This is a genomic window from Paraburkholderia bengalensis (assembly GCF_037126505.1).
Lineage (GTDB): Bacteria > Pseudomonadota > Gammaproteobacteria > Burkholderiales > Burkholderiaceae > Paraburkholderia > Paraburkholderia bengalensis.
The window spans coordinates 1-13004 of the sequence record NZ_JACFYJ010000154.1 but is presented as its reverse complement, the minus strand read 5'-3'; the positions used below and the strand labels follow the sequence as shown (position 1 = coordinate 13004).

Below are 13004 nucleotides of genomic sequence, written 5' to 3'. Positions count from 1 at the left end.
CGCGGATGCCCTCGTCATCGTCACCGAATGGAAGGAATTCAAGAGCCCGGACTTCGCGCGCCTGAAGGCCGAGCTGAAAGCGCCGCTGATTTTCGACGGACGCAATCTGTATGAACCGGAGGCGATGTCGGAACTCGGCATCGACTATTACTCGATTGGACGCCCCTATGTTCGACCCGCTGAAGTTACATCCGACTCCGACCGTGCCTGAAGGCGCCACGCTTGCGCCGGAGGTGGGCAACGTCGCTCGCGAGCGGCTGGCGGCGGCGCGCGTGCTCGTAGTTGGCGACGTGATGCTGGACCGGTACTGGTTCGGCGACGTCAACCGCATCTCGCCGGAAGCGCCCGTGCCCGTGGTGCTGGTGCAGCGCCAGGAAGACCGGCTGGGCGGCGCGGCGAACGTCGCGCGCAACGCGGCGGCGCTTGGCGCGCAGGCGGGCTTGCTGTGCGTCGTGGGACACGACGAGCCCGGCGAGCGGATCGTGCAGTTACTCGGCGATAGCGGCGTCGCGCCGCATCTGGAGCGCGACCCCGAACTGCCGACCACGATCAAGCTGCGCGTGCTGTCGCGCCAGCAGCAGTTGCTGCGCGTCGATTTCGAAAAAGCGCCCGCGCACGAGGCGCTGCTCGCCGGCCTCGCGCGCTACGATGCGCTGCTGCCCACACACGACGTGATCCTCATGTCGGATTACGCGAAGGGCGGCCTCACGCATGTCACGCAAATGATCGCGAAGGCACGCGCGGCGGGCAAGCCGGTGCTGGTCGATCCGAAGGGCGACGACTGGGAGCGCTATCGCGGCGCCACGCTGATCACGCCGAACCGCGCCGAGTTGCGCGAAGTGATCGGTCAGTGGAAGTCGGAAGCGGATCTGCTCGCGCGCGTGACGAAGCTGCGCGCCGAACTCGACCTGCAGGCGCTGCTGCTGACGCGCTCGGAAGAAGGCATGACGCTCTTCTCCGGCGAGGGCGTCCTGCACGCGGCGGCTGTCGCCCGCGAAGTGTATGATGTGTCCGGCGCAGGCGATACCGTGATCGCCACGCTCGCCGTGATGCTCGGCGCGGGCCTGCCGCTCGATCAGGCCGTGACTCTCGCCAATCGCGCCGCGGGCATCGTGGTCGCGAAGCTCGGCACGGCCACCGTCGACTACGACGAACTCTTTCATTGATGCACGCGCGCCCTGCGCACTTGCGGCTGGCGCGCGGTTCATCCCGCATCCGTTGACTCATCTCTCTGCAGGACGACCATGACTCTCATCGTCACCGGCGCGGCTGGTTTTATCGGCAGCAACCTCGTCAAGGCGCTGAACGATCGCGGCGAAGATCGCATCATCGCCGTCGACAACCTCACGCGCGCGGACAAGTTCAAGAATCTCGTCGACTGCGAAATCGACGACTATCTCGACAAGACGGAGTTCGTCGAGCGTTTTGCGCGCGGCGAATTCGGCAAGGTGCGCGCGATTTTCCACGAGGGCGCCTGTTCGGACACGATGGAGACCGACGGCCGCTACATGATGGACAACAACTTCCGCTATAGCCGCGCGGTGCTCGACGCGTGTCTCGCGCAGGGCGTGCAGTTCCTGTATGCATCGTCGGCGGCGACGTATGGCGGCTCGACGCGTTTCGTCGAAGAGCGCGAAGTCGAGGCGCCGCTGAACGTCTACGGCTATTCGAAGTTCCTGTTCGATCAGGTGATCCGCCGCGTGCTGCCCACGGCGCAAAGCCAGATCGCGGGCTTTCGCTACTTCAACGTGTACGGGCAGCGCGAGTCGCACAAGGGGCGCATGGCGTCCGTGGCGTTCCACAACTTCAACCAGTTCCGCGCCGAAGGCAAGGTGAAGCTGTTCGGCGAGTACAACGGCTATGCGGCGGGCGAGCAGACGCGCGATTTCGTCTCCGTCGAAGACGTCGCCAAGGTCAACCTGTATTTCTTCGATCATCCGGAGAAGTCGGGCATCTTCAACCTCGGCAGCGGACGCGCGCAGCCGTTCAACGACATCGCGTCGACGGTCGTCAACACGCTGCGCGTGATCGATGGCGAGGCGCCGCTCTCGCTCGCAGAACTCGTGCAGCGCGGCCTGATCGAATACGTTCCGTTCCCTGACGCGTTGCGCGGCAAATACCAGTGCTTCACGCAAGCCGATCAGACGAAGCTGCGCGCGGCGGGCTACGACGCGCCGTTCCTGACCGTGCAGGAAGGCGTCGATCGCTACGTGCGTTGGCTATCTGGCCAGGTGTAAATCGTTCGTACACCTCTCTACACTGGGGTCTCCCGGTCGGTGATCGTCACCGGCCGGTGTTTCAGGGAGATTCCACATGTTCAAAAAAGTCATCGTTACGGCGGCCATGCTCGCCGCATTCGGCCAGGCGTTCGCGACGGTCGACGTCAATTCCGCTAACGAGTCCGCGCTGCGCGGCATCAAGGGCATCGGGCCCGCCAAGGCGAAGGCCATTCTCGACGAACGGTCGGCGCACGGTCCGTTCAAGGACGCCACCGATCTCAGCAAGCGCGTCAAGGGCCTGGGCGGCCATACCGTCGAGCGCTTGCAAGCCGAGGGCCTGGCTGTCGGCACATCGGGCGCTGGTGCGACGGCTGTCGCTGCTGCTGGCGCACAGGCTGCGCCGTCGCGCGCGAAGGGCGCGCCCGCGGCGAAGGGCGACACCACCGTGGTGGTCAAGAAATAGCCGTTGAGCCGGGCGCCGGCTGCCGGCTTATCGCCTCCCCTTCAGGTCGGAGTCGTTACAGACACTCCTTCAGCCGTCATATCAGATGATTGGCTCCCGCGGCGGTCCCCCGGCTGCCGCGGCTTTTTGCATGCGTTCGCACACCTGGCATCCTGGCGAGGCATCCCTGCGCCCGATAGGGCCTGCCGGCAGCGCCGGGCACGGTGGTTTAGAATCGATAGATTCAAGACTTCGCGCACTACACAGCACGCAACCGATATGGCTTACAAAACGATTGAAGACACGATCGGCAATACGCCCCTCATTCAGCTCGTCCGCCTCGTGGAGACGAGATCCGCAGCCGCAACAACGTCGTGCTGGGCAAGCTGGAAGGCAACAATCCCGCCGGTTCGGTGAAGGATCGTCCGGCGCTTTCGATGATCAAGAAGGCGGAGCAGCGCGGGCGCATCAAGCCGGGCGACACGCTGATCGAAGCGACGAGCGGCAACACGGGCATTGCGCTCGCGATGGCGGCAGCGATCAAGGGCTACAAGATGATCCTGATCATGCCGGAAGATCTGTCGCTGGAGCGCCGCCAGAGCATGGCCGCATACGGCGCGCAAATCCTGCTCACTCCCGTCACGGGCGGCATGGAATACGCGCGCGATCTCGCCGAGCAGATGCAGCGCGAAGGCAAGGGCATCATCCTCGACCAGTTCGGCAACCCGGACAATCCGCTCGCGCATTACGAAGCCACGGGACCGGAAATCTGGCGCGACACGGAAGGGCGCATCACGCATTTCGTGTCGGCAATGGGCACGACGGGCACGATCATGGGCGTGTCGCAGTATCTGAAGGAACAGAATCCCGGCATCGAAATCATCGGTGCGCAACCGGAAGAGGGCTCGCGCATCCCGGGCATCCGCAAATGGCCCGAGGCCTATCTGCCGAAGATTTTCGACCGCAGCCGCGTCGATCGCGTCGAAAACGTGAGTCAGGCGGCGTCCGAAGCGATGGCGCGCAGGATGGCGGCTGTCGAAGGCGTGTTCTGCGGCATCTCGTCGGGGGGAGCGTGCGAAGTTGCGCTGCGCATCGCGCGTCAGGTCGAGAACGCGACGATCGTGTTTATCGTCTGCGATCGCGGCGACCGTTATCTGTCGACGGGCGTGTTTCCCGCATAATCGCCGCCGCGAAACGCGCGCCACAAAAAACGCCGGCAGATGCCGGCGTTTTCGTTTGGATCATACGAACGCGATTACTGCGTCGCCCCGGGCGCCGATGCATCGCCTGCTTCCGTCGCCGACATCTGCGCCTTCACGCGTTCGCCGAGTTGATACACGGCGAGCGCATAGAAAAAACTGCGGTTGTAGCGCGTGAGCACATAGAAGTTCTTGAGGCCCAACGTGTATTCCGTCGGCCGGCCCGGCGACGGCAGATCGACGACAGTCACGGGCGTGCCGGCCTCCGCCCTCGTGTCGAGGCCTGGCTGGTCCATCAGCATGCCAGCCCTCAGCAACTGCTGCAGCGACCAGCTCGGCTCCGGCGCGCCCGTCGCGGCAGCCTGCGCGATGCCGAGGCTGCCCGTATCCGTCGCGATGTTCCAGACGACGGGGCGCCCCGTTTCCCAACCGTTTTGCTTAAGATAGTTCGCGACGCTGCCGATCGCATCGGCCTGGCTCGTGCGCAGGTCGATGCGCTTGTTGCCGTCGTAGTCGACCGCGTATTGCACGATGCTGCTCGGCAGAAACTGCGGAATGCCGATCGCGCCCGTGTAGGAGCCTAGCACCGTGGTCGGATCGATTTGCGAGTCGCGCGTCCACACCAGATAGTCTTCAAGATTCTTGCGGAACGTCACCTGCCGCTCCGCGCGATTCGGCGTGTTCGGGTAATCGAACGTCAGCGTGGTGAGCGCATCGAGCACGCGGAAGTTGCCCATGTAGCGCCCGTAAATGGTCTCGACGCCGATGATGCCGACGATCACTTCGGGCGGCACGCCGAACTGTTCGTACGCGCGCTGCAAGGTTGCCTGGTTTGCGCGCCAGAATTTCACGCCCGCGTTGATGCGCACCGGATCGAGAAAGCGCGCCTGATACACGCGCCAATTCTTGATGGACGGCGTGGGCGACGGCGTCAGGAGCTTCACGGCGGTGGCCGAATAGCTGACGCGCGCAAAGAGCGCGCGCAACGCGTCGGGATCGAAGTCGTAACGCGCGGCCATATCGTTGACGAAAGCGTCGACATTCGCGTTATTCGCGTAGCGCTGCGGAACGATCTCTTCTTCGAACGTCTGGCCCTGCGTCGGCTGTTCGGGCTGGCCCTGCGCGACGAGCGTGCGCGGCTTGCTGCTGACGGTCTGCGCCGAAGCCGGACCGACCCCCGCGAATCCGCACCATGCGATGGTCAGTGCGGCGGCGGCTACAGCCGTTGCGCGTAGCCGAAGTTGTGCGGACGAAGCAAGCTTGACGGTCATGGTGAACTGGATCTGTGCAGGCCAAAAAAGGTACGGGGCAGTATACCCGACGGACTTCTTCGAAACTGCGCAGAAACGTTGCGGCGTCACGGTCTGGGCGCTTCGTGTGGTAACTTCGTAGTATTCGCGCAACCCGCTTGCGCCAATGGACGGAGACATGCGGCGCACGCTTGCTTTTTCGCGAAATGCGCTGCCCGAAATCAACTCATGACAACCGGTTTCTATTCCCACCCAGATTGTCTGCAGCATGAAATGGGTCAGTGGCATCCCGAATGCCCGGCTCGCCTGCAGGCCATCGAAGATCAACTGATCGCGAGCCGCATCGGCGAGCTGATCGAGCGCGAGTCCGCGCCGCTCGCCGACGAAGCCGCGCTGTTGCGCGTGCATACCAGGGCGCACGTCGACTACATCCGCGAGCGCGCGCCGAGCACGGGCTACGCGGAGATCGATCCCGACACGTCGATGAACCCGCACACATGGACGGCCGCATTGCGCGCGGCGGGCGCGGCTGTCGCGGCGACGGATGCCGTGATCGAAGGGCGCCACGACAACGCTTTTTGCAGCGTGCGCCCGCCCGGTCATCACGCGGAGCCGGCGCGCGCGATGGGCTTTTGCTTCTTCAACAACGTGGCGATTGCCGCGCGGCATGCGCTCGAAGTGCATGGGCTCGAGCGCGTTGCCATCATCGATTTCGACGTGCATCACGGCAACGGCACGGAAGCCGCGTTCGCGAACGACTCGCGCGTGCTGATGTGCAGCATCTTCCAGCACCCGTTCTATCCGTTCACGGGCGCCGACAACCAGGCGCCGAACATGTGTAACGTGCCCATCGCGGCGCGCTCGAAAGGCATGGTCGTGCGCGAAGCCATCGACATGATATGGCTGCCGCGCCTCGATGCGTTCAAGCCGGAGATGCTGTTCGTGTCGGCGGGGTTCGACGCGCATCGCGAAGACGACCTCGGCAACATGGCACTCGTCGAGGACGATTATGCGTGGATCACGCAACAGATCCGCCAGGTCGCGAACAAGTACGCCAAAGGGCGCATCGTCAGCTGTCTGGAAGGCGGCTACAACCTGTCGGCGCTTGGGCGCAGCGTCGTCGCGCACGTGCGGGCGCTCGCGGACATCTGAGCGCGGCCCGCGCGCATCGAGGAGAGCCCAGTCATGACTAGCGCCGCATCGGCCTCACTGATCGAAGTCACGCACGACGCGTTCGACCTGCGCGGCGTCGTGCGTCTGACGCTGAACCGGCCGGACGCGTTCAACGCGCTGTCCGAAGCGCTGCTCGACCAGTTGCAGGCGCATCTCGCCGAAATCGCAAAGAGCGATGCGCGCGTGGTGGTGATAGCGGGCGCGGGCCGCGCGTTTTGCGCCGGGCACGATCTGAAGGAAATGCGCGCGGCGCCGTCGCTGGCGTATTACCAGTCGCTGTTCGCGCGCTGCACAAAGATAATGCTCGCCATCCAGCGGCTGCCGCAGCCCGTCATCGCGCGGGTGCACGGCATCGCGACTGCGGCGGGCTGTCAACTGGTCGCGATGTGCGACCTCGCCGTCGCCGCGGACACCGCCCGCTTCGCCGTGTCTGGCGTCAATCTGGGGCTCTTCTGCTCGACGCCTGCCGTGCCGTTGTCGCGCAACCTGTCGCGCAAGGCCGCGCTCGACATGCTGCTGACGGGCGACTTCATCGACGCGATGGCCGCCAAGCAGCAGGGCCTCGTCAATCGCGTGGTGCCGATGGACAGCCTCGATATCGAAATCGCCGCGCTCGCCAGCAGCATTTGCGCGAAGCCGCGCGAGGCCGTCGAAGCGGGTAAGGGCCTGTTCTACCGGCAGCTCGAAATGGGCATCGAGGCCGCTTACCAGCTGGCCGGACAGACGATGGCCTGCAACATGATGGACGAGTCCGCGCTCGAAGGCGTGCAGGCGTTCATCGACAAACGGCCCCCCGACTGGCCGCACACTTCGGGGCGCTAGCCCGCTTCACTCCGACCGTTTCAAGATCCACGCGACGAGAGCATCGATCACGCGCTCGCGGTCGAGGTCGTTCATCGTCTCGTGATAGCTGCCTTCGTAGAGCGTCAGCGTCTTGTCGGGCGAGCCGGCGTGCGCACCGAAATCGCGGCTGCCTTCGGGCTCGGTGAGTTTGTCGGCGGTGCCGTGCCAGACGAGAAGCGGCATGCGCAGTGTTGCGCGGCCCTGCTCGATGCGCTGCATCGCGAGCAGCAGTTCAGCGCCCGTGCGTGCGGGAATGGCGCCGTGGTGCACGAGCGGATCATTCACATTCGCCTCGACGACGGTGGGATCGCGCGACAGCAGCGCCGCGTCGATTTTCATCGCCGGAAAGCGGGGCCACGCGCGGCTGATTTTTTGACTCAGCGCGAGCATCCAGCGCGGCACGTCGCGGCCAGGCGCGAGCGCGGGGCTCGACAGAATCAGGCCGCTCAGCACACGCCGCTGGCTGTCATGCCTGTCGATTGCGTGCAGCGCCGCGATTGCGCCGCCCATGCTGTGACCCATCAGGAACAGCGGGCCGTCGCCGTGAGCCGCTTCGGCGACGAGCGCGTCGGCATCCAGCAGATAGTCGTCGAAGCGCTCGATCCATACGCGCCGGCCCGGCGCCTGGCCGTGGCCGCGCAGGTCGATCGCGATCAGCTCGATACCGCTCGCGTTCAGGGCGCGCGCAAGCGCCGCGTATCGACCGGCGTGCTCGGCCAGCCCATGCACCAACGCGACCGTCGCGCACCGCAGCCCCGCCGCGCGCCAGCGGTAGAGCGGCAGTTCGAGGCCGTCGCGTGTGACGACGCGCGAACGTTCCGGATTCGGCGCGAGGGCGCCTGCGGGGGAGGTCTCCATTTGCATGGTTCGATCGTTGTCAAGATTGCGGTCGATCATAGCGGGGCGCGCGGCAACGCTCGCCGACGATCTCGCGGGACGATCCTCTAATTCCCGTGCGTTATGAAAGCGGGTGAATTGATTATTAAAGGATATGACGCCTGTGCGGTAAAATCGCGCGTTCAAATCCCAATAAAAGTCGCGGCGGCGCAGCCCGGGCGTTCGATGCTCGCCGGCGAGTCCGCCGTTTCGTTTTTCATGATCGAACTACGCAATCTTTCGCAGCGTTTTCCGGGGCCACGGGGCTGGGTCGAAGCGCTGCACAACGTCAATCTGTCGATTCCTCAAGGCGAGGTGTTCGGCATCATCGGACGCAGCGGTGCCGGCAAGAGCACGCTGGTGCGCACCATCAACCTGCTGACGCGCCCGACGGAAGGCAATGTCGTCGTCGACAGCCGCGATCTGACGACGATGCCCGCCACGCAACTGCGCGAGGCGCGTCGCGAAATCGGCATGATCTTTCAGCACTTCAATCTGCTGTCATCGCGCACGGTGTTCGACAACGTCGCGTTGCCGCTCGAACTCGCCGGCATGAAGCGCGCGGAAATCGAGGCGCATGTGCTTCCGCTGCTCGAACTGGTCGGATTGTCGGCGCAGAAGGATCGCTATCCGTCGCAGATCAGCGGCGGGCAGAAGCAGCGCGTGGGCATTGCGCGCGCGCTCGCAAGCAAGCCGAAAGTGCTGCTGTCCGATGAAGCCACGTCCGCGCTCGATCCCGAAACGACCCGCGCGATTCTCGATCTGCTCAAGCGCATCAACCGCGAGCTGAAGCTGACCATCGTGCTGATCACGCACCAGATGGAAGTGATCAAGCAGGTGTGCGATCGCGTCGCGGTGCTGGACAACGGCCGCGTGGTCGAAGAGGGCAAGGTCATCGACGTGTTCCTGCAGCCCCATCATGAAGTGACGCGCGCACTGATCGGCGACGTGATCGCGCAGGAACTGCCGCCCGCCCTCAAGGCGCGCGTCGCCGAGCGGCTGAAGACGGGCAGCGGCCATCTGCTGCGGCTCGCGTTCACGGGCTCGGGCGTCGATCAGCCGATTCTGTCGGAGACGATTCGCCGCTACGAACTGGACTTCAACATTCTGCATGGCCAGATCGACGAGATTCAGGGGCAGGCGTTCGGCTCGCTCGCGGTGCTCGCGGGCGGCGAGCCGACGAAGGTGGCGCAGGCGATGACGTTCCTGCGCGAACAGGGCGTAGTGGTCGAGGAGTTGTCGTATGTTGAGTGAAATGTTCGATATGTTCGTGCAGTCGTTCTGGGAGACGCTGATCATGGTCGGCATCTCGGGGCTGATCGGCGCGGCCGTCGGCTTGCCGCTCGGCGTCGCGCTGTATCTGACCGACCGTCAGGGCGTGCTGCAGAACCTGCCGTTCAATCGCGCGATGGGCGTGGTCGTCAATGCTGTGCGCTCGGTGCCGTTCATCATCCTGCTGGTCGCCGTGATTCCATTTACGCGGCTGGTCGTCGGTTCGTCGATCGGCACGGCGGCCGCCGTCGTGCCGCTGACGATCGCCGCCGCGCCGTTCATCGCGCGTCTGGTCGAAACCGCGCTGCGCGAGGTCGACCGCGGGCTGATCGAAGCCGCGCAGGCGATGGGCGCGACCACGTCGCAGATCGTGTTCAAGGTGCTGCTGCCGGAATCGCTGCCGGGCATCGTCGCGGGGCTGACGATCACGTTCGTGTCGCTGGTCGGCTATTCGGCGATGGCGGGCGCGATCGGCGGCGGCGGTCTCGGCGATCTTGGCATTCGTTACGGGTATCAGCGTTTTCTGCCGGAAGTGATGGTGACGGTCGTCGTGATCCTGATCGTCTTCGTGCAACTGGTGCAGTCGTTCGGGGATTGGCTCGTGCGTCGCTTGAGTCACAAATGAGCCACAAATAAACATTCTTCAAAATACAAAGGTTTGGTCATGCAACGTCGTTTCATTCTCAAGCTCGCGGCTGCATTCGGTGCTGCCGCGCTGTTCGGCGCAACGTCCATCGCATTCGCCGACGAATCGATCAAGGTCGGCGTGACGGGCGGCCCGCACGCGCAACTGATGGAAGTGGTCAAGACAGTCGCGGCAAAGAACGGCCTGAACATCAAGGTCATCGAGTTTTCGGACTACGTGCAGCCGAACGCGGCGCTCGCGGGCGGCGACCTCGACGCGAACAGCTATCAGCACGAGCCGTATCTGCAGGCGCAGGTGAAGGACCGCGGCTACAAGCTGATCAAGATTGCCGATACCGTCACGTTCCCGATGGGCATCTATTCGAAGAAGTTCAAAACGCTGGCCGAATTGCCGGCGGGCGCGAAGATCGCCGTGCCGAACGATCCGACCAACGGCGGCCGCGCGCTGCTGCTGCTGCAGAAGCAGGGCTTGATCAAGCTGCGCGCCGACGCTGGCCTGAAGGCGACGCCGCTCGATATCGCCGAGAACCCGAAGAAGCTGAAGATCGTCGAACTCGACGCGGCGCAGATTCCGCGCTCGCTCGGCGACGTCGACGCGGCCGCGATCAACACGAACTTCGCGATGGAAGTCGGTCTGAAGCCGAAGCAGGACGCCATCGCCATCGAAGACCCGAAGGGTCCGTACGTGAACATCCTCGCCATCCGCGAGGCGGACCGCAACAAGCCGTGGGTGGCGAAGCTGATCGCGGCTTACCACTCGCCGGAAGTGAAGCAGTACATCGAAAGCAAATTCGGCGGCGCGGTGGTCGCGTCCTGGTGAGCCGTGGACACGCCGCATTTTGCAGAGACGGGCGGCGTGTCGGGCCGTGATGTCTGAAGAATCGGTAGCAACCCGGACTTGGCCTCCGGGTTTTTTTAGATATAGAATAGCACGACCGTTCGCTAATTTCGCCGCGCCGTCGGCAAGCGATATCCTCATAGAAGCAATCCCGGAGCGGCTGCCGCAGAGGCTCTCGCTATAATGTCCTTCGGGTTGACGTATTCGTAACTTTGGAGCGTGTGCATGAAAATCCTGGTGCCAGTCAAGAGAGTGGTTGACTACAACGTGAAGGTCCGCGTGAAGTCGGACAACACGGGCGTCGACATCGCCAATGTGAAGATGTCGATGAATCCGTTCGACGAAATCGCTGTCGAAGAGGCCGTGCGTCTGAAGGAAGCGGGCGTGGCGACGGAAGTGATCGCCGTGTCGGCGGGCGTCGCGCAATGTCAGGAAACGCTGCGCACGGCGCTGGCGATCGGCGCGGACCGCGCGATCCTGATCGAATCGAATGAAGACCTGCAGCCGCTGGCGGTCGCAAAGCTGCTGAAGGCGCTGGTCGACAAGGAACAGCCGCAGCTGGTCATTCTCGGCAAGCAGGCCATCGACGACGATTCGAACCAGACGGGCCAGATGCTGGCCGCGCTGGCGAACCTGCCGCAGGCCACGTTCGCATCGAAGGTTGTCGTCGCTGACGGCAAGGCGACCGTGTCGCGCGAAGTGGATGGCGGCGCGGAAACGCTGTCGCTGAAGCTGCCCGCAGTCGTGACGACCGATCTGCGCCTGAACGAGCCGCGCTACGTGACGCTGCCGAACATCATGAAGGCGAAGAAGAAGCCGCTCGAAACCGTGAAGCCGGAAGATCTGGGCGTCGACGTCACGCCGCGTCTGAAGACGCTGAAGGTCAGCGAGCCGCCGAAGCGCTCGGCTGGCGTGAAGGTGGCCGACGTGAAGACGCTGGTCGAAAAGCTCAAGACGGAAGCCAAGGTGCTTTGATTTTGACAGGCACACGGAGACGAATGAAATGACGATTCTGGTAATTGCTGAACACGACAACGCGTCGATCAAGGCTGCAACGCTGAATACGCTGGCGGCGGCACAGAAGATCGGCGGTGATATCCATGTGCTGGTCGCGGGTCACAGCGCGCAGGCTGCAGCCGATGCAGCGGCGAAGATCGCGGGTGTATCGAAAGTGCTGCTCGCCGACGCGCCGCAACTGGCCGAAGGTCTCGCGGAAAACGTCGAGGCGACGGTGCTGAACATCGCGAAGGACTATTCGCACGTGCTCGCGCCGGCCACGGCCTACGGCAAGAACATCGCGCCGCGCATCGCGGCAAAGCTCGACGTCGCGCAGATCAGCGACATCACGGCTGTGGATTCCGCCGACACGTTCGAGCGCCCGATCTACGCCGGCAACGCGATTGCGATCGTGCAATCGGCTGATCCCATCAAGGTGATCACGGTTCGCGCGACGGGCTTCGATCCCGTTGCAGCGGAAGGCGGCAGTGCATCGGTCGAGAAGATCGACGCTGCGGCGGATAGCGGTCTGTCGGCATTTGTGAGCCGCGAAGTGACGAAGCTGGATCGTCCGGAACTGACGTCGGCGAACATCATCGTGTCGGGTGGCCGGGGTCTGGGCAGCGGCGAGAACTACACGAAGGTGCTCGAACCGCTGGCCGACAAACTCGGTGCCGCGATGGGCGCATCGCGCGCAGCCGTCGACGCTGGCTACGTGCCGAACGACTATCAGGTCGGTCAAACCGGCAAGATCGTCGCGCCGCAGCTGTATATCGCCGTCGGCATCTCGGGCGCGATCCAGCATCTGGCCGGCATGAAGGACTCGAAGGTGATCGTCGCGATCAACAAGGACGAAGAAGCGCCGATTTTCAGCGTCGCGGATTATGGCCTCGTCGGCGATCTGTTCACGGTCGTGCCGGAACTGGTGAGCGCACTCGGCTGATAGAACGAAGCGCCGCATGACGGCGCACGGCGGCAACGCGAAGGGGCGCGAGGATCTTTAATCCGGCGCCCCTTTTTTCATCGGAGTCAGGGAGGAGACACAACATGAGCTACTCGGCACCCGTCAAGGACATGATGTTCGTGATGCAGGAACTGGCCGGACTGGAGGAGATCGCGACGTTGCCCGGCTTCGAAGAGGCAAACGCCGACACGGCCCAGGCCGTCCTCGAAGAATCCGCGAAACTGTGCGGCGAAGTGCTGGCGCCGCTGAACGTCGAAGGCGACCGCAACCCGAGCAGCTGGAAGGAC

Annotated in this window: 14 protein-coding genes and 1 pseudogene; 13 read left to right on the top strand and 2 right to left on the bottom strand. The window is 64.0% G+C overall.

Annotation, left to right across the window (positions count from 1 at the left end; translation table 11 throughout):
* The 5 genes and pseudogenes from H3V53_RS40630 to cysM form a co-directional block, all read left to right on the top strand.
* On the top strand, positions 1 to 211 hold a 211-nt coding region (locus H3V53_RS40630), incomplete at its 5' end, for a UDP binding domain-containing protein (RefSeq protein ID WP_336602640.1).
* Positions 168 to 1166 carry a D-glycero-beta-D-manno-heptose-7-phosphate kinase gene (rfaE1, locus tag H3V53_RS40625; protein ID WP_336602639.1) on the top strand — a complete coding sequence of 333 codons (999 nt, stop codon included), beginning with the start codon at positions 168 to 170 and terminating at the stop codon, positions 1164 to 1166. The genes H3V53_RS40630 and rfaE1, both read left to right, overlap by 44 nt.
* Before the next feature lie 78 nt (positions 1167 to 1244).
* The gene (gene rfaD / locus H3V53_RS40620; protein WP_336602638.1) at positions 1245 to 2237 is read left to right on the top strand and encodes an ADP-glyceromanno-heptose 6-epimerase; all 993 of its coding nucleotides are present in this window, start codon (positions 1245 to 1247) and stop codon (positions 2235 to 2237) included.
* Positions 2238 to 2313: 76 nt separating this feature from the next.
* Positions 2314 to 2682, top strand: a complete 369-nt coding sequence (locus H3V53_RS40615; RefSeq protein ID WP_336602637.1) for a ComEA family DNA-binding protein — start codon at positions 2314 to 2316, stop codon at positions 2680 to 2682.
* A gap of 258 nt (positions 2683 to 2940) precedes the next feature.
* Positions 2941 to 3842, top strand: a pseudogene (gene cysM / locus H3V53_RS40610) (cysteine synthase CysM).
* A 74-nt stretch (positions 3843 to 3916) separates the two neighbouring features.
* On the opposite strand, the gene mltB reads toward cysM, so the two are convergent.
* Entirely contained in the window at positions 3917 to 5131 is a 1215-nt protein-coding gene (mltB, locus tag H3V53_RS40605; RefSeq protein ID WP_336602636.1) for a lytic murein transglycosylase B, read from the bottom strand.
* A gap of 207 nt (positions 5132 to 5338) precedes the next feature.
* Here mltB and H3V53_RS40600 point away from each other — a divergent pair, with 207 nt between their 5' ends.
* Together H3V53_RS40600 and H3V53_RS40595 are read left to right on the top strand one after the other, a co-directional pair.
* Positions 5339 to 6262, top strand: coding sequence for an arginase family protein (locus tag H3V53_RS40600; protein ID WP_054925067.1), 924 nt, complete (start codon positions 5339 to 5341; stop codon positions 6260 to 6262).
* Positions 6263 to 6295: 33 nt separating this feature from the next.
* The gene (locus H3V53_RS40595; protein ID WP_336602635.1) at positions 6296 to 7105 is read left to right on the top strand and encodes an enoyl-CoA hydratase; all 810 of its coding nucleotides are present in this window, start codon (positions 6296 to 6298) and stop codon (positions 7103 to 7105) included.
* A 6-nt stretch (positions 7106 to 7111) separates the two neighbouring features.
* Here the strand turns inward: H3V53_RS40595 and H3V53_RS40590 are convergent, their stop codons facing one another.
* Complete coding sequence (locus H3V53_RS40590) at positions 7112 to 7984, bottom strand: alpha/beta hydrolase (RefSeq protein WP_336602634.1); 873 nt, start codon at positions 7982 to 7984, stop codon at positions 7112 to 7114.
* Between the two features lie 237 nt (positions 7985 to 8221).
* Between H3V53_RS40590 and H3V53_RS40585 the strand changes: the two genes are divergently transcribed.
* From H3V53_RS40585 to H3V53_RS40560, 6 genes are all read left to right on the top strand, one after another.
* Positions 8222 to 9256 (top strand): methionine ABC transporter ATP-binding protein, encoded by a 1035-nt coding sequence (locus H3V53_RS40585; protein ID WP_336602633.1) that lies wholly within the window; start codon positions 8222 to 8224, stop codon positions 9254 to 9256.
* Entirely contained in the window at positions 9246 to 9899 is a 654-nt protein-coding gene (locus H3V53_RS40580) for a methionine ABC transporter permease (RefSeq protein WP_012400169.1), read from the top strand. The genes H3V53_RS40585 and H3V53_RS40580 overlap by 11 nt, the downstream gene beginning before the upstream one ends.
* 39 nt (positions 9900 to 9938) lie before the next feature.
* Positions 9939 to 10739 (top strand): MetQ/NlpA family ABC transporter substrate-binding protein, encoded by an 801-nt coding sequence (locus tag H3V53_RS40575; protein ID WP_336602632.1) that lies wholly within the window; start codon positions 9939 to 9941, stop codon positions 10737 to 10739.
* Between the two features lie 243 nt (positions 10740 to 10982).
* Positions 10983 to 11732, top strand: a complete 750-nt coding sequence (locus H3V53_RS40570) for an electron transfer flavoprotein subunit beta/FixA family protein (RefSeq protein WP_336602631.1) — start codon at positions 10983 to 10985, stop codon at positions 11730 to 11732.
* A 28-nt stretch (positions 11733 to 11760) separates the two neighbouring features.
* Positions 11761 to 12696 carry an electron transfer flavoprotein subunit alpha/FixB family protein gene (locus H3V53_RS40565; RefSeq protein WP_336602630.1) on the top strand — a complete coding sequence of 312 codons (936 nt, stop codon included), beginning with the start codon at positions 11761 to 11763 and terminating at the stop codon, positions 12694 to 12696.
* Between the two features lie 104 nt (positions 12697 to 12800).
* A partial coding sequence (locus H3V53_RS40560) for an acyl-CoA dehydrogenase N-terminal domain-containing protein (RefSeq protein WP_336602629.1) occupies positions 12801 to 13004 on the top strand: 204 nt, incomplete at its 3' end.